The 21,366-nt window shown below is 62.2% G+C and carries 16 protein-coding genes; 9 read left to right on the top strand and 7 right to left on the bottom strand.

Annotated elements, in window-relative coordinates:
- The first annotated feature begins 132 nt into the window (after nt 1–132).
- On the top strand, nt 133–1,251 hold the full coding sequence (locus tag LVJ94_48845) for a hypothetical protein (protein WXB04792.1): 1,119 nt from the start codon (nt 133–135) through the stop codon (nt 1,249–1,251).
- 201 nt (nt 1,252–1,452) lie between these two features.
- Here LVJ94_48845 and LVJ94_48840 read toward each other — a convergent pair whose 3' ends face one another.
- From LVJ94_48840 to LVJ94_48825, 4 genes are all read right to left on the bottom strand, one after another.
- Complete coding sequence (locus LVJ94_48840) at nt 1,453–2,412, bottom strand: hypothetical protein (GenBank protein WXB04791.1); 960 nt, start codon at nt 2,410–2,412, stop codon at nt 1,453–1,455.
- A 468-nt stretch (nt 2,413–2,880) separates the two neighbouring features.
- Nucleotides 2,881–4,017 carry a chitinase gene (locus tag LVJ94_48835; protein ID WXB04790.1) on the bottom strand — a complete coding sequence of 379 codons (1,137 nt, stop codon included), beginning with the start codon at nt 4,015–4,017 and terminating at the stop codon, nt 2,881–2,883.
- Between the two features lie 111 nt (nt 4,018–4,128).
- A complete protein-coding gene (locus LVJ94_48830) occupies nt 4,129–5,352 on the bottom strand; it encodes a DUF6348 family protein (protein ID WXB04789.1) in 1,224 nt (407 codons plus the stop codon).
- A 240-nt stretch (nt 5,353–5,592) separates the two neighbouring features.
- Nucleotides 5,593–6,045: a hypothetical protein gene (locus LVJ94_48825; protein ID WXB04788.1), complete on the bottom strand. Its 453-nt coding sequence runs from the start codon at nt 6,043–6,045 to the stop codon at nt 5,593–5,595.
- Between the two features lie 629 nt (nt 6,046–6,674).
- Here LVJ94_48825 and LVJ94_48820 point away from each other — a divergent pair.
- Nucleotides 6,675–7,403, top strand: a complete 729-nt coding sequence (locus tag LVJ94_48820; GenBank protein WXB04787.1) for an alpha/beta hydrolase — start codon at nt 6,675–6,677, stop codon at nt 7,401–7,403.
- Between the two features lie 11 nt (nt 7,404–7,414).
- Here the strand turns inward: LVJ94_48820 and LVJ94_48815 are convergent, their stop codons facing one another.
- A complete protein-coding gene (locus tag LVJ94_48815; protein ID WXB04786.1) occupies nt 7,415–8,281 on the bottom strand; it encodes a sigma-70 family RNA polymerase sigma factor in 867 nt (288 codons plus the stop codon).
- Between the two features lie 315 nt (nt 8,282–8,596).
- On the opposite strand from LVJ94_48815, the gene LVJ94_48810 reads away from it, so the two are divergent.
- The 5 genes from LVJ94_48810 (at nt 8,597) to LVJ94_48790 (ending at nt 14,341) form a co-directional block, all read left to right on the top strand.
- Nucleotides 8,597–9,664: an MBL fold metallo-hydrolase gene (locus LVJ94_48810; protein WXB04785.1), complete on the top strand. Its 1,068-nt coding sequence runs from the start codon at nt 8,597–8,599 to the stop codon at nt 9,662–9,664.
- A gap of 89 nt (nt 9,665–9,753) precedes the next feature.
- The gene (locus tag LVJ94_48805) at nt 9,754–10,665 is read left to right on the top strand and encodes an MBL fold metallo-hydrolase (GenBank protein WXB04784.1); all 912 of its coding nucleotides are present in this window, start codon (nt 9,754–9,756) and stop codon (nt 10,663–10,665) included.
- A gap of 67 nt (nt 10,666–10,732) precedes the next feature.
- Nucleotides 10,733–11,299 carry a GNAT family N-acetyltransferase gene (locus tag LVJ94_48800; GenBank protein ID WXB04783.1) on the top strand — a complete coding sequence of 189 codons (567 nt, stop codon included), beginning with the start codon at nt 10,733–10,735 and terminating at the stop codon, nt 11,297–11,299.
- Complete coding sequence (locus tag LVJ94_48795) at nt 11,296–11,865, top strand: hypothetical protein (protein WXB04782.1); 570 nt, start codon at nt 11,296–11,298, stop codon at nt 11,863–11,865. Before LVJ94_48800 ends, LVJ94_48795 begins: the two co-directional genes overlap by 4 nt.
- A 226-nt stretch (nt 11,866–12,091) precedes the next feature.
- A complete protein-coding gene (locus LVJ94_48790) occupies nt 12,092–14,341 on the top strand; it encodes a zinc-dependent metalloprotease (protein ID WXB04781.1) in 2,250 nt (749 codons plus the stop codon).
- A 63-nt stretch (nt 14,342–14,404) separates the two neighbouring features.
- Here LVJ94_48790 and LVJ94_48785 read toward each other — a convergent pair whose 3' ends face one another.
- Entirely contained in the window at nt 14,405–15,565 is a 1,161-nt protein-coding gene (locus LVJ94_48785) for a glycoside hydrolase family 99-like domain-containing protein (protein WXB04780.1), read from the bottom strand.
- 725 nt (nt 15,566–16,290) lie between these two features.
- Between LVJ94_48785 and LVJ94_48780 the strand changes: the two genes are divergently transcribed.
- Nucleotides 16,291–17,808, top strand: a complete 1,518-nt coding sequence (locus LVJ94_48780) for a myxococcus cysteine-rich repeat containing protein (protein ID WXB04779.1) — start codon at nt 16,291–16,293, stop codon at nt 17,806–17,808.
- Between the two features lie 26 nt (nt 17,809–17,834).
- On the opposite strand, the gene LVJ94_48775 is transcribed toward LVJ94_48780, so the two are convergent.
- Nucleotides 17,835–19,649 (bottom strand): hypothetical protein, encoded by a 1,815-nt coding sequence (locus LVJ94_48775; protein ID WXB04778.1) that lies wholly within the window; start codon nt 19,647–19,649, stop codon nt 17,835–17,837.
- Nucleotides 19,650–20,386: 737 nt separating this feature from the next.
- Here LVJ94_48775 and LVJ94_48770 point away from each other — a divergent pair.
- Nucleotides 20,387–21,037, top strand: a complete 651-nt coding sequence (locus tag LVJ94_48770; protein WXB04777.1) for a ferritin-like domain-containing protein — start codon at nt 20,387–20,389, stop codon at nt 21,035–21,037.
- Nucleotides 21,038–21,366: the final 329 nt, after the last annotated feature.

Raw genomic sequence — 21,366 nt, 5'->3', positions numbered from 1 at the left:
ACGTCGCCGGTGTCGCGCACGCATGCGAGTGGTCGGCACACCTCGGCTCAGGGCATTCAGCGTCACGCTGGCGCGAGAGATCCAATTTTTCCGCGAGTGATGGATTGCCCCGCCTCGGCCCAATTCATCGATATGAAGCGACGATTCGTCATCGGTGGAGTGGTGGTCACTTGGGCCTTCGTCATGGCGTGCGGTAGCTCGTCGGAGAGCGGCAAGGATACGCGAGGCTTGGACGAAGGCCGTGTCGACGCATCGAACGAGGGGGGGCCGAGCCCGGATGCATCGGGCCCTGGCGATGCATCGAGCCCCGATGGGTCGAGCCCCAGCGACGCCGCGATCCCCGATACGTCGCCCCCCGATGCATCGCGCGGCGTGCTTACGCCGTCCAATCTGCCGGCCAACATTTGCGATACCCCCGGAACGAAGGACTTTGCGGGAGGCCAGCTTCCGGTCCAATGCGACGCCGTGATTCCGCAAAATGGCGGACCGGATATTTGCCTCTTCAAATTTGCAAACGTCTCCGGCGATATCTCAGCGTCGGATCCCAATGAAGTCATCGCCGTCGTGGCGACGAATTCGATGCAGCTCGGTTCGTATTGGGTGCCGCAAGCACTGCGCGCATTCGGAGAAAGCAACCCCAAGCCCGCCCTGGGCGGCTATTGCGGCGGCGGCGGTGCTGGCCATGGGACTGCCGCCGCTGGCTCGTCGGGCGGTGTCGCCTACGGCTCGGAGACCGCGTCCCCTCTCCTCCCCGGCGCTTCGGGCGCGTACGCGCTATCGGTCGAAGGCAGCGGCGGGGAGAGCTCCTATGGAGGCCCAGGCGCCTCCGCGGTGCAATTCGTATCGTGCGGCACGTTGAGCATTACGGGCTCGATCACGGCCGACGGCTCGGACGGTTACAACGGAGGCACCCCCGGGGCGCGCGGTGGCGGTGGCGGTGGAAGCGGCGGGACGATATTGATCGAGGCCCTGCGCGTATCGGCCACCGCGAGCAGCGTCTTGCGTGCCAACGGCGGAAACGGAGGCGGGGGACTCGGGTACTCCGGTGGCGCTGGCGGCACGGCCACCTCGCCGCCCGGCCCAGCGACGTGCGGAGAAGATCAACCCGGGACGTACCCGCCCTACACCACGGGCGGCGGCGGCGGCGGTGCCGTGGGACGCATTCGCATCAACGTCGCCCAGGGCACGCAGCCCGAGTTGCTCGGCAGCATGAGCCCCGCACCATCGATCGGCACCGTCAAGACGCATTGATCGCGCTCACGATGGCGTCCGCGCGAAACGCAGGCGTCACGTCGCGATGATACCGCATCAGCAGGCCGCGGCTCTTCTCCTGCATCCGGCGGTGCTTGTCGCGTCGGCGCCGTGAGGTCGGGAGCCGCGTTTCGATCCGCGTCGAGTGCACCCCGCGGGCCGAAGCCTACGAATCGTCTTCCGCCACCTCCCATATGCAGTCTATGGCGCGTTTGTCCCTGCGAATACCTTTGAATGAGGAATGTCGCAATTCGCTTTGAGTTCGTTCGAGGTATGCGACCTCGACGACCATGCGAGGCTTCGCCCATACGGCCCCTTCGCGAGGACGTCACGCGGAATATCCTCGGCCGGCGGCTCGTCGACGCGCTCTCGGTCCAGTGCGCGGGCGAGCTCGGAGCGCTGCGCGGTGGTGAATCCGGTACCCGTCCGCCCCGCATAGACGAAGCGGCTTCCTTGGTAGACGGCCAAGAGCAACGCGCCGACGACTTTCCCTCCGACCATTGGAATGTAACCAATGATTGCAAATTCCTGCCGCTTGCTGCACTTCAACTTCAGCCAGGTCTTCGAGCGCCCGACGGAGTACGTGGATTGTTTCTGCTTGGCCACGATGCCCTCGTAGCCTGCGCGGCAAGCGAGGCGAAGGATCTCCCGAGGGTCCCCCTCAGCCGATGTCGAGGCAAAGACCCCGCTCGCAGTGTCGTGGCCTAGCAACTTTGCGACGGCCGCTTGGCGCTCCTCGAGCGGCGTGCGACGAAGGTCCTCGTTTCGCCAAAGCAGATCGAAGCCGACGTAGATCAAGCGAACACCCGGCGCGCGATTCTGCAGCAGGTTGAATCGCGGGATGCCGCTGTCGTCCACTGCACAGACCTCGCCATCGACTACGCATGCCGGAAGACGAAGGGCGCGTAGGGCATTGGCGATTTCCGGGAATTCGCCCGTCCAATCGAGAGCACGCCTCGACGTGAGGACGACGTTGGCTCGCTCGCAGTACGCGAGGATGCGGTAGCCGTCGAACTTCAATTCGTATCGCCACCGGTCCGGAAACGGCACACTCTCCGCGAGCGTTGCGAGCTGCATGTCCGGTGGCACGAGCGCGAGGAGCTTCTTGAGCGCGTCTGCGACGGGCCCCGGCTTCGTCTTTCTCGGAGGCGGGTGGCGCACCTTGCTTTGGATGCCGGCACGACGGCCACCGTTATCAGAGGATAAACGGCGGATCGACGGCTGCGAGTTCTTTCGGCCACGGTTGGCACGCGTACCGATTGCCGTCGTCCTCGTCGCCACCATCGCCGCCGCAGACGGCTTCCCAGGCTTGCATGATCCTCTTGGCGTGTTTCCGCCCCCGAATCACCGTGCAGGTGATCGCCGCGCCGAGGTCTCGGTGAGCATTCTCGCGCATACCACCTGTCGTATCGGCGACGGTCAACGTCGTCTAAGGATCCGGCGTCGGCGGCGTGGGGGGAGCATGGCGCATTCAAGTACGCCGTGCGCCGAGCATATCTTCCTTGATGGTACCGGCCGTTTCCCGCGAGCGTGTGTGAAGCCGAAAGTGTGAATTGCTGGTACTCAGTTGACGCGTGCCAGTGCACCATGAAGCCTTGTCGGTCGCGTGCCGAGAAGGCCCTCCGCACGTCAGCGGCCCTGCAACGACTTCACGTTGTTGCCGAAGGTCCAGCCCTTCGAGCCATCCCAGTTGATCGACCAGGTCATCAGCCCCTTTAGGCCGCCCACGCTCCTGTATGCCTGCGACACGAGGCTGGGAGACATGTAGCCGCCGCCCGCGCCCGGTTGCGCCGGCAGACCGGGGACCTGCTTGTCGACTGGCACCCGGATGGTCACGCCCTGCACGACCAGACCGGTGGCCAGGCAGTTCGTCTGCACGGTGAAGCCTTGGACGGTGCCCGCCTCGTAGGAGTCACCGCTGCAACCGTACATGCTTCCATTGTAGTACTGCATGTTCAGCCACCAGAGGCGGCCGTTGTCGACGTACTTCTTGATGATCGGCAGGTAGGCTCCCCAGATCGAGCCGTAGGCGACGCTCCCGCCGGTCACGTACGCCGTTTCTGGTGCCATCGTGAGCCCGAAGTTCGACGGCATTTGAGCGAGCACGCCGTCGATGATCCGGACCAGGTTCTTCTGCGAGGTGGAGAGCTGGTTGATGTTCCCAGAGCCGATGAGGCCCGTCTCGATGTCGATGTCGATGCCATCGAAGTTGTATTTCTTGAGGATCGGCACGATCGTGGCCACGAACCTGTCCGCCACCGTCGTCGAGTTGAGGTCGATCCCGGCGGCGGCGCCACCGATGGACATCAGAATGGTGGCCCCGGCATCCTTCGCCGCGCACATGTCGGCCGGCGGCGATACCTTGACCCCGGCGTCCATCCCGTCCTCCCAGAGGGCCGTGCCGTCCGAGAGAATTACCGGGAAAGCAGCGTTGATCACATTGTAGCCGTGGTCGCGAATCCGGCTGTCGTTGATGGGTACCCAACCGAACGGCGGATGCACACCATTGGCAGCCCCGTCCCAGTTCTCCCAGTAACCCTGGAGAACCTTGCCCGTCGGCCGAGACTTGACGGCACAAGTCTCACCGGCCGACGCGGGAGCCACGCCCGTCACCACCAAGCCGAGCCCAAACAAGCAGGAAAGCAAACGACGCATATCGATATTTCCTTTCTGGCTCGTCGGGTGCACGAGCCAACGCCATCTTTTCCACATCCGCGCAGGTGCGCTCGCGGTCATTGGGTCGGCAACGAGCACGCTGTGTTCCATTCGAAACACTTCGTTGAATCGTGAATCTATGTCTCACTGCAGCGAGAGAACCACGATCCCGCAGATCGCTGAACATGATCTGCGAGATCAGGGCCGCGGCGTTTCCACGCATCAAGCGAGGAGCGCTGCACCTTCCTTTAACCTCCGGGCGAACTCGAGCGTGATTCCCAGGATGGTCGCAATGTCCTCGACAGATTCGCCTTTTAGGTCTGCCGCGGATAAAAAACCCTTCGCGACCAATGCCTCGGCCAACGCCGGAGTCACGAACTCGATCTTCTGGAGCTCACGAATCCCCTGCCGCCGAGCTTCATCGTCCTCCGACCTCGTAGTCAGGCCCAAATTCCAACCTGTGAGGTTCGCGGCAAGCCGAAGGTTCGCGCCGTCGGGCCCCATCGCCTTCTCGATGTCCGCGTCGGCAACAACGAGCTTCATTTCTTGGGTCGCGGCGTACACGACAATCTTTTCTATCTGACACCCAGACATAGCGTTGCAAACGAATCTCGCTGGATCTCCAGACCACGGGACGAGGTCGATCCGTTCGCCATTCAATGCCCGCCTGATGGCCAGGATCCGGTGGCCGTTTTGGCCGACGCAAGCCGCGACCGCGTCAATGCCTTCGGTCAACGAGTCGACCGCCACCTTGGTCAGCACGCCCGATTCACGCGCCGTGGCGACGACCCTGACCTTACCCTGAGCGATCTCCGGTACCTCCGTCGCAAGCAGGGCGGTTACGTTGGCCACCGGGTAGACGCTTCGCTCGCGCGCATTCGCGGGCGGACGCCCAATGTTGGCGGCGAGTTCGTCCCACGACTCGCCTAGGTCGGCCTTGGTCGCCGGCCTGAAGAAGAACCACTGGCGCACGAGCCGCATCGAAGAAAGCTCGCCCCAGTTGTCCCCAATCCGAAACAGCTCACTTAGCCCTTCAGGCCATTCTCGATTATCTAGGTGGCAGCTCGCGGCAATCTTATCGGCCGGCCCAGCGCACGGCCCCGCCGTCTTTTGAATGAAGCACTTCAAGGCATGCGCCCTGCGGTCGTGGAGTTGAGGGAGAATCGCGGCGGCGAGATGCCCGAACACCTCCATTCGCTCTGGGACCGGTTCACCATTCGTCAATGGGGCTAGCGCAAACGTTTGCCACCCCAACAATTCTCCGGAAGGTGACATGGTCACCATTGCGAGAGGCGAATGCGCCGAGATGCCATGAACGAAGGCGAAGAACGGGTGAAAGACCCCTTCGATCCATAGGCTCGTCGCGTAGTGAATCGCCGTCTCTGGGCTCGGTCCGACCGCAGCGATTTGCTCCTCGATTGGCGCGGCGAAAGCGCCGTGCTCCAAGAGTATTCGAACTGGCACGAGGTGGGGATGGAAGTCGCCACGGAGCAGTTCGCAATGTACCCGAGCGTCGAGGTCACTCAGTGCGAGGGAAGAACCTTGAAGAGAAGCTCGAACCCCCGCTTGGCAGAGATGCTCGCCGATCGAAGCGAGGAGCCGCACTGGGAAGTTTGGGTCAGTCATAGGACAGATACCTCGTCGGGCGCCCCCGAATGCCCCCGGGCAAGCGGCGGAGCCGACCTTTCAATGGAAAATTCGTTCGAACGCCGTTTGATCAAAGATCGGCAGGCAGGTTTCCGTCTGCGGGTGCATCGTCAGATAAGCGTCGATCACGACTTCCGCGTAGTCGAGGAACGACGCGAGTGCGGCCGGCGCGCGATCTTCGACAGCCACCGTCGGGTCGGGGACAACCAGCGTCCACTCCCCTTCGAGTACGGGCACGCCCCGATTGCGCAGCCCCTTCACGCGCGGCAGCCATGGCGGCAACTGAGGAAACGTGATGACGACGAGCGCCCGCCACCCCAGCAAGATCGACCATGCTTGCCCCCTATCGGGATAGGCCACGGTCGGCGGCGTGAGAGGGAAGCCTGCTCCATTGACCACCAGACAGGCGCCGCCCACGATGCCTTCGATCGCGTCGCGCGCAGCGACGAGGCGCTCGACGAGGGGCGCCAGGTCGAAACGTGCGTCGGTCATAGGGGTCATATGAACACGAGCCGGCTGCCGCCGACGCGGCAAGAAGTCGCATCGATAACCATCGATCACACACCTTTCGCACGTAGTTTCTTCATAATCAAGCTGCCCCGGGCGACAGAATTTTAGCGGTACATGCCACCAGCAGCGTGAATATGGATCAACATCGATCGGCGTATGCAGAAACGCGAGCAAACGCATGACGACGGCGAGGAACTCTCAATTTTGTTCTCATACCTCGTGCTACGATCACGTTCTCATTTGCTTCCCGCTCTCCGAGCAAATGGTATTTCTGATCTCGAGCGCACGATGAACGCGGACTTCGCCAACGAACCTGGAACGCCTTGCTACTTCTGCTGCTGAGATAGCCGCTGAGTCGAAGTAAAAGATTACAAAGTAGACCCGGAGTTCCAGACCTTGGGCGTTTCGCTTTTTCTGGCTATTTGAAACAGCGCCTGAGCGCACCGCAGGCAGATATGCCGGTGGGCCTTTGGGCCGGATTCGGCTCAGGTCGTGTCGGTGTCCGGGCATCTGCCCATTTGCAAGAACGCCTGTCACAAATCCTTGCCGTATCTCGTCCCAGCTATTGGCACGAGCGTGCCGCCAGACCTCCACCCCCGAAAGGATCCGTCATGCCCGCTGTTCTCATCCATGGTGTTCCCGATACTCACCGACTATGGGACGTTGTGCGCCGTCACCTATCCAGGACGGATGTCGAAGCTTGGGACCTGCCCGGGTTCGGCGCTCCGCGGCCGGAGGATTTCGGCTCCACCAAAGAAGAGTACGTCGACTGGCTGATCCAGCACCTGGAGCGGTTCGGTGAGCCGGTCGACCTGGTCGGCCACGACTGGGGTTGCATCCTCACCGCGCGGGTGGCGTCCCTGCGGCCTGATCTCGTCCGCACCTGGGCAGGCGGCAACGGCCCGATCAGTGCCGCCTACCGCTGGCATCCGCTCGCACGGACCTGGCAGGACCCGGGAGCGGGCGACCAATTCATGGCGGAGTCGGAGCCGGAGTCGTTCGCCGACCTCGTGGCGGACTTCGATGTGCCGCCCGCGATGGCCAGGGAAATGGTCAGCCATGTCGACGAGCGGATGAAGGACGCCATTCTCAAGTTGTACCGGTCGGCGGTGACGATGGGCGGCGAATGGGAACCCGCCCTGGTGCACGTGAAGGCACCGAGCCTGGTCTTCTGGGGAGCGCTCGATCCCGCCTGTCCAGTCGAGTTCGGCCGCCGGCTCGGCGGGTCCACGCGAGCCGTCAAGGTCCTCGAACTCGACTGCAACCATTGGACGGTGCTGCAAAAGCCGGCCGAGGTCGCCGCGGCACTCGAAACGCACTGGAGCACGTACGGACGGTGAGGTCTCGTGGCTCACCCGAGGAAGCGTCGAACCCCTTCCAACTTGTCAGGATTTCTCACCACATAGATCTCGACGATTCGACCTTCTTCGATGCCGAGCGCGGTGATCTGCAGCCCACCCCTAGGATCGATCGCAACCATCGCGGGCAGCCCGTCAACGAGGCCCTGATACACACATTGAAAGAAGTCGGGCCCGAGACGCTGGTGCAAATCCGCGAAGAACTGCATCACATTGGCTTGTCCGCAGATCGGCACCAGCGAGGCGCTCACCTTGCCGCCACCATCGGTGTAGGCCACCGCATCGTGAGCGAGCAGCGCCTTCAGCGCATTCACATCACCATTGCGCGAAGCATCGAAGAATGCCGAAGCTATCTCGTGCCCCCGGCGCTCCGTGATGGGGAACCGTGGGCGAGCCTCACGCACGTGGGTCCGCGCACGGCTGGCCAGCTGACGGCAAGCCGCCGGGTCGCGTTCGAGTGCGGCCGCTACGACGTCGAAGTCCTGACCGAATACGTCGTGCAGCAAGAACGCGGCGCGCTCGAGGGGAGACAACCGCTCCAGAGCCATCATCAGGGATAACGTCAGGTCCTCTCCTTCGACGACGTCCATGACAGGTTCAGGCAGCCACGTGCCTACGTACTGTTCACGCCGCACGCGCGCCGATTTGAGGATATCCAAGCACACGCGTGTCACCGTTCGGACCAAGACGGCCTCGGCATCCCGTACCGCGCTGCGATCGGTCTGATGCCAGCGGAGATACGTCTCCTGCACAGCGTCCTCGGCTTCTGCGATGACGCCTAGCATGCGATAGGCGATGCGTAGCAAGCGCGGGCGGCGCTGTTCGAAGGCCCTAGCCGGGTTGTCGTCGTTCAAGTCCATGTGTTCGCCTCCACCACCATGGACCAGATGGCCCGTGCAATTGTGACAACCTCATTTCCCACGGCTGCAAAAAATTTCCCGTGCCATCTCGCGCCGCCCTGAAGAGGCCTCCGACGAAAAAATGATGGCCCGACGTCACGACGGATTGCCTTGTCTCGTCCTGGACATGAACGGTGCGTAGCGCCCGGAGGATACAAGTGAATCAACGACCAATGACTCGGCAAATTCTGGGGCGACGATCGTGGCTCGTCACGCGAACGTCATCACTGATTCGAAATAGAGACATCGCTCGACGGACCGCCTGAAGGAAAAATCATGCCGCACATCATTCGTACGCTTTCTGCTTGCGCAATCCTCCTACTGGGCATTTCGTGCACCGACAACCCCGGACTCGAGACTCGAGACTCGATTGCGGCGCCTGGAGAAGCCGGGAGGCCGTTCCCAAACGCTCCAGAGATTGCGCCCATCGGCGTCCGGATCGACAAGTATCTCGATTTGCCGGATGGGGCCAAAGGACCGGGGCTTGACCCGAAAAAAGGATATCGGACGGAGAAGCTGGGCCGCGATCTCTACATGGTTACGGACAATTCGTACCAGTCGATGTTCATGGTCTACGAGACCGGTGTCGTCGTCGTCGACGCGCCACCGACCTATGCGACGAAACTGAACGAGGCGATCGCCGAGGTCACCAAGCTTCCTATTACCCATATCGTGTACAGCCATTCGCACGCCGATCATATCGGCGGCACGGGCAGCCTGGATTTGAGCCACAATCCCGTAATCGTTGCCCACGACGAGACGAAAATGCTCCTGGCGCGCGACGCCGACCCCGCGCGCCCAGTGCCCACCGTGACTTTTCAGAATACGTACTCATTGGAGGTCGGAAGCCACGTTTTGAAGTTGTCCTATCATGGCAACGGGCATGAACCGGGAAACATCTTCATCGATGCTCCCGAGCAGGAGACCTTGATGGTCGTGGACGTGGTCTTTCCCGGATGGATGCCGTTTCGCCGCCTAGCGGTCTCGCAGGACATTCCTGGATGGCTCTCCCAGGTCGAAAAAATCGAGAAGCTGCCGTTCAAGAAGCTGGTGACCGGGCACGTCACCCGCCTCGGAACGCGCGAAGACGTAAAAACGCAGATCGAATTCGACGACGATTTGAAGGCAGTCGTCGGCGAAGCCTTGAAGTCGAATGCTTATGTCGATGGTATCAACCCAGCAGATATGGGAAATACCTGGGCTCTGGTCGACGACTACACAGCGCGCGTCGCGGTGCAATGCGTGACGACGCTGACTCGAAAGTGGAAGAGCCGGCTTGGGGGCTTCGACACGTTCGTTTGGGACAATTGCTACGCGATGGAGCAGAGCCTACGCGTCGACTGACCGATTCGAACGACGCGCACGGAATCGCACCAGCATCGACTTCAAGGCCTCCATTGAACACCCGCGAGGAGACAGACATGAATGCAAATATGAGCGTAGACAACACCACGCACACCGGTAAACGAGCGTCTGACGAATTGGTCCCATCGCGCTATGCGTTGCGGATCGGCGAGATTGACGTGTTGGTGATCAGTGATGGCGTGCTGCCGCTGCCATTCGCAACGATGTCGACCAATGTCGATCCGGCCGTGCGCAGGGCCTGGCTGGATAACCTGTTCCTGGCGGACAAGTTCGATTGGGCGGTGAACGTCATCGTGGTGCGCAGCGGCGGCCGCACCATCCTCGTCGACTCCGGGTTGGGGAAGGAATTCTCGGGTTTCCCGCGGGCCGGGCAGTTGGCGCTGCGACTGGAGGCCGCCGGCATCGACCTTGCCGATCTGACCGACGTGGTGCTGACCCACCTGCACATGGATCACATTGGCGGGTTGCTCGGCGACGGCATCCGAGAGCGGCTGCGCCCGGACCTGCGGATCCACGTGGCCGCCGCCGAGATCACGTTCTGGGCGGCGCCCGATTTCTCCCGTACGGCCATGCCGTCGCCGATACCCGACGTGCTTCGGGCGACCGCGCAGCGGTTCCTGAAGGAGTACGACAAGCAGCTACGGCCGTTCGAGGAGGAGCAAGAGGTGGCTCCCGGCGTGGTTATCCGACGCACCGGAGGCCACACCCCGGGGCACAGCGTGGTCCGTCTGGCGTCCGGCGGCGAGCGGATGACGTTCGCGGGCGACGCCGTGTTCCCAGTTTCGTTCGATCACCCCGAATGGCACAACGGGTTCGAACACGATCCCGAGGAGTCGGTCAACGTCCGCGTCCGGCTTTTCCGTGAGCTGGCAGCGACCGGCGAACTGCTGGTGGCCACGCACCTGTCGTTCCCATCCGTCGGCCGGGTGGCCGTCGATGGCGACGCCTTTCGCTTCGTGCCGGCCTACTGGGACTACTGAGCGCTTTTGTGTTGAAAAATGGCCCGTTTGGCGATCCGCTCGCGCTGCACGAAACGGGAGGCGTCCGATGAGCAGACCCATGAATGAAAGCAGCGCGCTAAGATCGGAGGACGTGCGGCCGAGCGTGACGATGCGGCGTCTCGAGGTCGGCGATCTGGAGGACATCGCCGCGCTCTGCGACGAGGCTGCGTTCGCGGGCGAGTCCGTGGAGGGGCCGGCGCCGATGGACCGCGCATACTTGCGGTCGCGTCTCTTCGGCGGCGAGGCGAAGTTCGAGGCGTACGGATTGTACGAAGGCGGCCGCCTCGTCGCGTGGGGCGCGCTCGCGCCGCACACCTACCGCCCCGTGTACAACGTCTGCGCGGAGATCAGCCTCGTGGTCGCGACGTCGCGCCGGCGCCGCGGGCTTGGCCGCCGGCTGGCCACGCATCTGCTCGAGCGCGCGCACGCGCATCGTCTCCACACGGTGCTCGTCGTGCTCCCCAGCGAGCCGACGCACCCGATGGCATGGGCCGTCCGTCTCGGATTCGTCAGCGTGGGGGGCCTGTCCGGTGCCCTCCAAACGTGCGACGACGAATGGTGCGACATCGTGCTCATGCAGAAATACCTCGCATACGAGGAGCCGGGCCAATGACGTTCCGAAAAGCAGAACTCCAGGACGCGGAGGCAATCGCGCGCATCTACAACGAGGCGATGCCACCCGGCGTGTACGTGACGCCCGAGCTGGCGCAGGTGACCGCCGAGAGCCGGCGCCGATGGATGTCGGAGGTGGCGGAGCCCTTTGGCACTTGGGTCCTCGAGGCGGTGCCGAATGGGGTCGTCGGTTGGTGCTCTCTCCGCCCGTTCGCCGTAAGGCCGACGTATCCGCGCATCGCCGAGATCTCGGCGTACGTGACGATCGGAAAGCGCGGCCTCATCGGCGTGCGGTTGCTCGCCTGCGCCGTTCACGTGGCGCGGCGCCGCGGGTTTCGATCCATCGTCTCGATTGTCAGTGACAAGAATCGGGTGAGCGTCTCGGGATGCGTCACCTACGGATTCAAGCCGGCGGCGGTGCTCTACGAGGTCGGCAGGTTGGGCGGGAATCTCGATAACGCGCTGTGGCTCCAAAAGAGTCTGCTCGTCGACGATCCGGCCCCGTATCGCAAAATTCGCGACCGCATTCTGCGCACGGAGTGCGCGGACGAACGAACGTATCTATGATAGCGGACACCGTCACATTCCCAAGCTGTCCACTCCCTGTTTACTCCGACCGGTGCCGCCGATCCAGGCTGGGATGGGCTGGCCAGTACGTGGCGTGGTTGGTCCGTTAAAACGATAAAAGTGACGGAGGATTCGCCTAGCGCTTCGCACGGTCTCCGGTAAGGTCTGCTCGACATTGAAGTCGGCCGTGCACCCGAATGGACGGCGGATCATGGAGGGTCGTTCGATGTCGAAATTGAAGTGCGTGGTGTTTCCGAGTCTGCTCATGGCCGTGGGATGCGCCAATGAAAGCACTCCCGGCGCGGGGGGCTCCCCTTCCGTTCTCCAACAGGGGCAGGAATTCGTCTCCATTTCACGCACGGTCTCGAGTGACGTTTCGAAGACGGTCGCCGCACTCCAGCCCAAGGCGCTCCCGGATGCGAATGCGCCACAATCTTTTTACCTCGCCATCAACAAGAGCGAGTTAAATCAAAAATATTTCCTTTCGGCATACGGGAAGCAAGCATATCCCTTCACCTCCTACGGCGCCCCTGCCGGCGCCGCCACCTCGCTCGGAACACGAGTGGTCACCTTCCGTGTACAGAATGGCAAGTTGTTCGTCTTCGACGTGCAGGATGGTCGCGCGACGAGTGACACCTTCGACCCAACTCTGATCATCGAGGCTTACCCAATCGTCGAGGGATATGCGCCCTTCGACAACCTGCCGGGCAGCGACGATTACGTGTTGTTCGATCCGGCGGCCGGCCTCAATCGGTTCGGCGTCGTTTCGGACAGATACGCGTCCGGCGTCGCGCCGAAGCACTTCCAGGTCGATCTCTCGTACATGCAGAACTTCCGCCGCATCCACGACGGAACCACCTTCGAGCAGGTCTTCACCGGCACGCTGGACGACACCGCTCCCGGCAACCCCGACGCGCTCGGCGGCCTTCACACGGTGTCGGGCACCTTGGGCATCGCGCTGCGGCATTATTCGGAGGGAGAAGGCTTCACGCCGTCGCCCATGTCGAGCTTCTCCAAACCTTACTTCGTGAACGGAAAGTACTTTACCGATCCTCTGCTCGTGAAGAACGGCGGAAGCTCCATGAATTGGGCCATCAAATGGAACATCCGGCCCGGCATGAAGCCCATCACCTGGGTTATCTCGGACGAATTCGTGAAGGCCCAGCGACTATATCCAAAATACGACATCCTGGGCGCGATCAAGGCCGGCATCGAGAACTGGAACGAAGTGTTCGGCTTCCGCGTGCTCGAGGCCAGGATGGCCACGCCCGAAGACTCTTACGCCGACGACGACAAGAACTTTTTCATCTACGATGCCGATCCCGGGTTCAATACCGCGTTTGCCAACATGCGCGTCAACCCCAACAGCGGCGAAATCCGTGGCGCCAGTATCTATCTCAGCCAGATCTTCATCAAACTCGCCATCGACACGTTCGACCCGCAACCGGGCGCCAGCGCGGTTGCAGCGCCGGAAGCTCGTCCGGCGTCGCCGGAGATCACCTGGGGCGGCCTGCGGAGCGCTCGGCTTTGCAATCTCTGGGGCGGTTCGATGGCCGAGGCCATGGAAAACGTGCGCACCATGGAGGCACACGCTGGAAGCGGCGGCACGCCCGCCGAAAAAGTGTCGAGGGTCCTCGCCGAAATATCGCTCCACGAGATGGGGCACGCGCTCGGCCTGATGCACAACTTCAAAGGCTCGCTCGTTCCGCTTCCGCAGCAAAACTCCGTGATGGACTATCTCCTCCGTCCCGATGCCGTCGACGGCAATCGCGATCATCCGGGCCCCTACGATCACGACGCGCTCAAGCTGCTCTACGGAATGTCGACTCAAGATCCGCCGCAGCCATTCTGCATGGACGACGACGTCTGGAGCGATCCCGCGTGCGGACTGTTCGATCGAACCGAAGATCCGCTGGAGAAGCACTGGGGCGCTACGTACCGCGAGCTCCTCGAGAGCCATTTGAAGGGACAGCTCCCGCTGAGCGGCGTGCGGGATGGCTTCATCAACGCCACCGCTGCATTTCTCCGCGCTGGATCGCCGTTGGATCAGGAGCGCGCATGGAAGTTGCTCGACGGGCCCTTGGCCATCGGAGTCGACCACACGGCGGATGAAGCAGCATATCCTGGTTACACTGCGCGTATGAGCACATTCCAAAACGTGCTCCTCAATCGGCTCTTCAACGATCCGGTATCGATGCGCGGCAACATTACCAATAATCCGGTCCTCACCGGCGAGACGTTGACCAAGTTCGTGACGACGCTGAAGAGCGTCATCGTCAACAGCGATGGCTACCGCGGTTGGAAGACCCGCCGCAGCGCCGTCGACGTGCTCAAGACGATCCAAGTGCAGCCCGCGCACGAAGCCCTCTCCCAGGCACGTGCCACCTTGGCAGGCGCCAACCCGGCCGCGGGCAGCCTGGAAGCCGACCTCATCGCACGGATCGACGCGGCCACGCACCCGTACTACATCAAGTAGCTGTCTTCTCGTTGGCTCCGCAAGAGCGTGCGCGCCCCAACCTGAGGTCACGATGCTCGGCGCTCATTTCGGCATGTCCTTCAAGTATTGGCCGGCGATACGAAGATACTGATCACCATAATTCTTGGACGGTTCTATGTACGTGTTCTCGTACCACTCGTTCCACGTGTAGATCACGACCCACTGCGGAGAGTTGGCGAATACGTCGTCGAGCTGCTTGCGGAAATACGCGCCGTTTTCGCGATCGATGTAGCGTGGATTCGGGCCGCGATCGCGGAGGAGACGCTCGTCGAAGCCGGGCATCGCGGTTGCCATCCAGACCTTGGGGGCGGGTTTGTCCGCAAGCACGGAGTAGTACCGAACCGTCTCACCGAGCCCCGCGATGCCGCCCGAGTACCAGACGCCGTCGAAGACATCGAGGTAGTTCATCTCCTGGCAGTCCTGCACGAGCCAGACGTCCTTGCCATTCGCCCGCACGCCGGCGCGGATGGTGGCCCACGTGTCCACCGGGATCGTGTTGGTCACCCATGGGACGACGACCGGCTTGCCGTCGATCTTGAGGACGGCTGGGTGGCCCGAGTATTCCGTCGCGAGGTACGTCAGCCAGTCGATGGCCTTCCGCGTGTCCTGCGACAGTTTTCCTTCGGTGGTCTCCAAGAAGAACCCAATATAGAAGCCCTTCTTCTGGGCTTCGGTCAGCAGGAGCTTGATGTTCTTGTCGCTCGAGCTGCCGGGCCCAATCCACGACACGATGAAGCCGTTGATGCCCGCGCTTTGCGCTTGATCGATCTGGCGCGCTAGATCCGCCGAGTTGTCCGAGGCGTACGGCGTCGACGGCGTATCCCTCAAAGCTGAGTTATTTACCCAGTTGGTCTGCGAGTACCACGGGTAATAGAGCGCCAACCCCATGTTCTTCACGGGCACCATCGGCGCCATCACGGCGGGGGTCCCCTTGAGGGCCGAGACGTTCACCTCGAAATCCATCGGCTGAGCGGATTGCTTGATCTCCTTCACGAGGGTCACCGTCGTGCCGACGACGGTGGAGATGCGAATCGTGACGGTCCCCGCGGCACCTTTCGTAAGCGAGAATCGGAGCGGAGCTTCGACGGCGCTCGGAATGAGCGCATAGTCCGCGACCACCGATAGATCGCTGCCGAAGTTGGTATTCAATGCGAGCTGGTCTTTCTGAACCGAAAGCACGTTCGGCTTGCCCGTGATCGACATCTGGCGGGCCTTGACGACCTTCGACGGATCCGCGATTTTTAGCGTCGCCCAATCTCCCTGGTCGAGGAACTCGATCCGAATTCGATAATACGGAAGTGCACTACTGGCGCTGTTGCCCGCGTCCGGAGAGCCGCCGCCAACCGGAGCGTCACCTCCGCCAGGGGGGGTCGCCGTGGAGGAATCCCCAGTACCATTCGAACTGCAGCCATATGCGAGTAAGGAATATGCGAGGACGCACGCCAGCCCAGATGCCGTAAGCAGTCGGACGAAAATTGCGCGAATGTGGAACAGCCTCTGAGCCGGATACATACAACCTCCACGAAGTTATTGACGACCTTGCCATTGCTGCCGCCGGAACAGGAGCACGTAACGGACCAACCTCGAATGCTGGTAATTTCGGCTACGTTGCGTACAGCATGGGGTGTCGACGGGACCGTGCCTCGGGTGGTGCGCCCCCAATCGACGGCGCTCGACCGAGTCATCCGACGGACGATCGATTACACGTTCTCACTCCGGCCCCGTATCGCGAAATTCGCGACTCCATTCTGCGCGGGCGAACGAACGTATCGATGATTCGATACGAACAAATCGCGTTTGAGCGAAACGATTCCGCGGGTCTTTGCAACCTCGACGCAGCCAGAAACAATCCGCGCCAATACCTTGGCGGATCTGTCGCAAATTCGCCGCTACCGATGGGCGAGTTGTCATCGTAGAGTCCGATAATCGTGCGTAAAACCTCTCGAGCTTTGGTCTCCAGCCATCTTCTTCCCCTACTGGCGGTTGCCGCGGCGTGCGGGGGCACCGAAAGCCAACCAGCGACGGACGGTGATGGCGAGGGGGCCCTGGCGATCGCCGCCACGTGCGGCGACGGCAAGACCGAGGGGTCCGAAACCTGTGACGACTACAATACGAGGAGCGGCGACGGCTGCTCGGCGAGATGCGCCGTGGAGGAGGGCTGGAGCTGCGTCGGTCCGACGTGCAAGCCGATATGCGGCGACGGCAAGATTGTGGGAGAGGGCACGCTCGTCGGAAAGGAGGAGTGCGACGACGGCGACGCCGACGCGGGCGATGGATGCAGCGCGACGTGCAAAGTCGAGCAGGGTTGCCGCTGCGCCGCGGGGGCCCCCTCGGCGTGCCGTTGTGCGTCGATCCAGACGATCACCGAGACACCACTAGGCGTCGATACCGCATCGCTGACCCTCGAGCCCACGGGCAAGGCGCACGTCGCATACATGTGGGGCCTCAGGTACAGGGACCCGAACAACCTGCCGATGAAGGACATGCGCCTCGTGCACGCCGAGCGCGGGCCGACGTTCTGGACGACGAGCACGATCCAGACGTGGGGCCAAGACGAAGTCACCATGGATCGAGAGGACCTCGTCCTCGCCAGCGACGGTGGCGCGCTCCAGACCTATTTTCAGCGCTTTCTCCGCTCCCCTGGCGGCTCGTTCGTCACTGGCGCGCGCAGCGACGCATCCTGGCAATTCGCGTATGGCGACGCGGATTACATTTACCACGCCATACGCGGCGGTGGAGATTGGCACTCCCTGAGCCGGATATCGGGTTCCCTGCATTATCGGGTCGGCGCGCCGGGAGCCTTGACGCGCGACGAGACGCTCTCCGGCTTCTCCCTCTACGATGATCTGCGTCTCGCCTACGCGTCGAACGGTGACGTGTACCTCGCGAGCTTCACCCAGTCCTATCCGGCCGCATCGTATGAGATGAAGCTGCATCGCCGCGTCGACGCGAACACGTGGGCCCCCGTCTACAACGTCAAGACGACGGCGGCCGCGGATAGCTGCGTGATTGCAGTCTCGCACGTGCCGCTTGCGTTGCCGAACGGCGGAATGGTCGTGTTCGAAGAAGGCTTCGAAGACTACACTCGCTGGCTGCGCGCGCATCGTTTGACGGCAAGGGGGTGGATCGTGGAAGACGTCGCCGACGTGGATTGGCTGTCCTCGGATTGCTCGAGAAGCGGTAGTTCTTCGTATTCGAAGATCCGAATGATTCCCATCGTCGACAACCTCGGGCGACCGCACATCCTGTACAACGTGTCGCACCTGTCGAAGATCGAAGATCACTATCTCGACGCGACGGGCTGGAAGACGCGTAGCTTCACCTGGAAAGGGGGGCTCCAAGACGCGGTCATCGACGCGGCCGGGACCACGCACCTCGCCATGACCATGGCCGGCAATCCCCAGGCAGTCCTCTCCTACGTTCGTATGGATGCCGATGCTTGGTAGTCATGAACTCCGTGGAAAGGCACGCTTCAAGGCAGCACCAGCGCCGCGTCGCTGGCCGCCACGTACTCCGTACTCTGTCCAGCGTTGCGCACGGCGAAATAGATCCAGCCATCGGAACGGAAATGCGGGAAAAGAGCATATTGCCCGGGCTGCATTCGGGTGATGCGAGTGCGCTTTCCGGTGAGCGTGTCGATCAGGTAAATGTTCGACACTCCTTTATTGGCATACGGTGCGTAGCCCGGATCCCAGTACCCGCGATAGCCGAGATCGATCGCATCTTGGTCCGACGTCTTGTCGACGTAGTGATGAATGACCATCCAACGCTCGTCGAAGGAGAAGTTCGGCTTGCCGCCCTTCAAGCAGTAACGTGCGATCTCGGGGATCTCGACGGTGTATCCCGTGTCGGATCGCGTGGCCACCAGCCGGCGGAGGGCGTAGCCGAGCTGCACCCCTCGCGGGCCGGCGAGGCGGCTGACCAGCAAACGGCTCGATGGCGAAATAACGGTATCGCCTTCGAAGAGGACGGGCTTCTCGATGGTTGCCTCAGGCTCGAAACCGCTGCCCGTGTGGATCATCGGTGTGAGCCGAATCTTCGAGCTCGACGTGAAGTTGGCAAGAGGGTCGTGTGATGGTGTGGTGGTGTGCCCGCCGTTGTCGCTCACGAACCCGCTGTCGACGGACCAGTAATCGCCACCGCCCAATGCCGCACCGACATGCTGGTACAGTTTGACGTTGTTATTGGCGCTGCATTGCGGCTCCGTGAATGTAACCTTCTCCGGCGAAGACGTGAGAAGGCTTTCTTCACAGAAGAAGGCCTTGGTGCCTTGAAACACGAAGCCCGAGTTGTCGGGGAAGAAACCGGGGTCGTATTTCGCGGCCGCTGGAATGACGCGATTCTGCGCGAGGTCGATGATCGTACTTCCCGTGCCGGTCTGGGCGCCGCCGTGGGCAACGAAACGCCCGTCGGGCGAGCTGCGCGTCCAATAATCCGAACGGTACGAGATTTCGCGGAGGATCCGTACCTTCGCGCCGTCGAGCGATTCCCACCCTTGGCCGTAAGGCATATCGCTTGCGCGCGGATAGCTGCTGAGGCAATCACGTGCCGGGGCACCGGCCGTGCAGCCGTGCATCAACATGCCCTTTTCGGCATTGACCGCGCCCCATCCTTCGAGCTTCATCTGATTCACGTGCGCGGCAACGTCGGGCGAAATGCCGGCGGTGCACTTGCTGGGCGGCGGATCGTCGGGGAGAACGGCTTCGAGTTTCGGTAGCCCGCGGGTGAACCACTCGTTGAGCAGATCGAACTCGGCCTGCGTGTAGGGGGCGTGCATTTGCGGGGGCTCGCCGACTGGCATCTTGACCCGCCCCTTGAAATTCTTGAATTCGGCCTCCCAGTCGCTGCCATAGGCTTGCTTGAAGAGGTATTCGAACCACGGAAGGGGAACGGCTGCCGAGAAGATGCCGAGATTTTTCGCCTTGAAGGGCGACGTCGGATCGCTGGGGACCTGTCGCATGCACGTGAGCATGGCCCGGGCCGATTCCGGTGTGCTCACTTGCAGATCGGTAAGGCAATTGGTGAGCGCGACGTTGCTGAGGTCACGCCAATAGCGCACGTATTCCCGCGTAATCGAGTGGCATCCGTTGCAGTTGACGTCCGCTCCCGTTCCGCCGAGCAGCTTGACCGCTTTGGGCGCCAGTTCCGCGTCGGGCAGGTTCACGCGGTTCGTCAGCGGCGGTGCTTGCTCGGCGATGGTTGCACGTCCCTCTGCTGCATGGTTCGATTCGGGCGAGGCATCTCTCCCACCGCTGCATCCCACCGATGCCACGGGAACGAGCACCACGGCGCCCGTCGCTGTCGCGGAAAGCCAACCAAGCGCCCGAATAAGCTGCGATGTTGAAAACCGTTTTCGCATATGCCCCCAATGGCCGATTCCGCGTTGCTTCGTCAAGGGGCGAATGATTGCCCACCCTTCGAATGCGATGCGGAAATGACAGCTCCGGAGCGCGCGATGCGATGGGCTGGGACTCCACTGATATGGTACCGCGCGCCAAGGCGTATCATGGCTAAGTCGCCGGAGGATCGGGGGCGATCCACGACGGAGCGGTCACACGAAGCCACCCGACCTACCTTTGAATCGCCCCGCTTCATGAAGACCGAATGATGGACTGAAATGTGCTCGAGCCCGAGTGCATGAACTTCGTACTTCGCGCTGAGTTGATGGCATTGGCGATGGCCGTCGTTCAGACAGGTTGCTCGGGTGATTGCCCACACGAAGTCGTCGACCGCGAATGGACGGTGCACGCAACCGGCACGCAAGCGTGTGTGCTTGCGAAAACGGCCTACGAAGAAGGCTATCTAAAGAGTCCAGTTTATATCGACGCCTGCGCAAGCGTGTGTGGCGAGCTCCCATCCATCTGTTACCTGCCACGCGACTACAGATTGACTTACTACCCGGACGGCGGCGCACCATCTTGTCCCGAGCACTCGGATACGATTGCCGTTCAGTGCCAAATGACACACCGGGAAGGCGAATACCATGACGGGTGCAGCATCGAAGGTCGTAGGCCCAGCGGACTCGTGGCACCTGGTAAAATCGACGGGGTCCCGACCATTGCTTCCTACTTCGCCGCGTGTGCCTATTTGGAGGCGGCAAGTGTCATTGCGTTCCGCGCCATGGCGCGCGAGCTTGCAGCCCATGGGGCCCCACCGTCGTTGATTGCCGCGTGCAAGCATGCGGCTATGGACGAGGTTCGGCATGCGCGCCTGACAGCCCGCCTCGCCCGGCGCTACGGAGCAAACGTCATCTGGCCCCGCATCGCACCAGGCTGTCCACGAACACTCGTCGACATGGCCATCGAGAATGTCGTCGAAGGGGTCGTGCGCGAGACGTACGGCGCCGCGAGTGCACTCGTTCGCGCGCAATCTGCGGCTCGGTCCGAGATTCGTGAGATCGCTCATGCGATCGCCCGTGACGAATGCGGCCACGCGGAGCTCAGTTGGAAGATCGCCGCGTGGCTCGATTCGCAACTGAGTCGCGAGGACCGCGCGCGCGTCGCTGCATGCGGGCACGCCGCGATCGCCGAGCTTCGACATGAGCTCGCGATCGAGCCTGCGTGTGACGTGCATACCGTGGCAGGCGTCCCCACTTCGAAGACGGCCACCCGGATTCATGCAGAGCTTGTGTCCTGCATTTGGGCCAACAGCGACGTACTTCGAGCGACCAGCTAAGGCAGGTCCCCAGCGACGAAATACAACCGTACTTTCTCGACGTCGCAAAGAACACGTCGTGAGAGATACGCTCCGCCGGCGGTCATGGCCGCGCGGATTGTCATTTTCGTTGTCGCGTCGCGACGTCCACGTGCTGGAAATGTTGGCGGTAACGAGCACCTCTCGCCGACAGCCGCCAGGGTCTTCTTGACTACGAACGCCGACGAGCAACTATCGATACAGTCGGTAACGTTCCGACGGCTTTCGGAAGTGCCTATTGGGCAAGGAGATATCCATGAAGACGATGAAGAAGTTCGTTGCGCGCAAAACCGGTTCCGCGCCGATGATCA

This window comes from Sorangiineae bacterium MSr11367 (genome assembly GCA_037157805.1).
GTDB classification, from domain to species: domain Bacteria; phylum Myxococcota_A; class Polyangia; order Polyangiales; family Polyangiaceae; genus Pendulispora; species Pendulispora rubella.
The sequence above is the reverse complement of the archived record's forward strand: the minus strand, read 5'-3'. Positions and strand labels throughout refer to the sequence as shown.

Coding starts and splice junctions, on each gene's coding strand:
- LVJ94_48845 (WXB04792.1), top strand. CDS start 133: ATGAAGCGACGATTCGTCATCGGTGGAGTGGTGGTCACTTGGGCCTTC.
- LVJ94_48835 (WXB04790.1), bottom strand. CDS start 4,017: ATGGAACACAGCGTGCTCGTTGCCGACCCAATGACCGCGAGCGCACCT.
- LVJ94_48825 (WXB04788.1), bottom strand. CDS start 6,045: ATGACCGACGCACGTTTCGACCTGGCGCCCCTCGTCGAGCGCCTCGTC.
- LVJ94_48820 (WXB04787.1), top strand. CDS start 6,675: ATGCCCGCTGTTCTCATCCATGGTGTTCCCGATACTCACCGACTATGG.
- LVJ94_48815 (WXB04786.1), bottom strand. CDS start 8,281: ATGGACTTGAACGACGACAACCCGGCTAGGGCCTTCGAACAGCGCCGC.
- LVJ94_48810 (WXB04785.1), top strand. CDS start 8,597: ATGCCGCACATCATTCGTACGCTTTCTGCTTGCGCAATCCTCCTACTG.
- LVJ94_48805 (WXB04784.1), top strand. CDS start 9,754: ATGAGCGTAGACAACACCACGCACACCGGTAAACGAGCGTCTGACGAA.
- LVJ94_48800 (WXB04783.1), top strand. CDS start 10,733: ATGAGCAGACCCATGAATGAAAGCAGCGCGCTAAGATCGGAGGACGTG.
- LVJ94_48795 (WXB04782.1), top strand. CDS start 11,296: ATGACGTTCCGAAAAGCAGAACTCCAGGACGCGGAGGCAATCGCGCGC.
- LVJ94_48790 (WXB04781.1), top strand. CDS start 12,092: ATGTCGAAATTGAAGTGCGTGGTGTTTCCGAGTCTGCTCATGGCCGTG.
- LVJ94_48785 (WXB04780.1), bottom strand. CDS start 15,565: ATGTCGATCACGGGCAAGCCGAACGTGCTTTCGGTTCAGAAAGACCAG.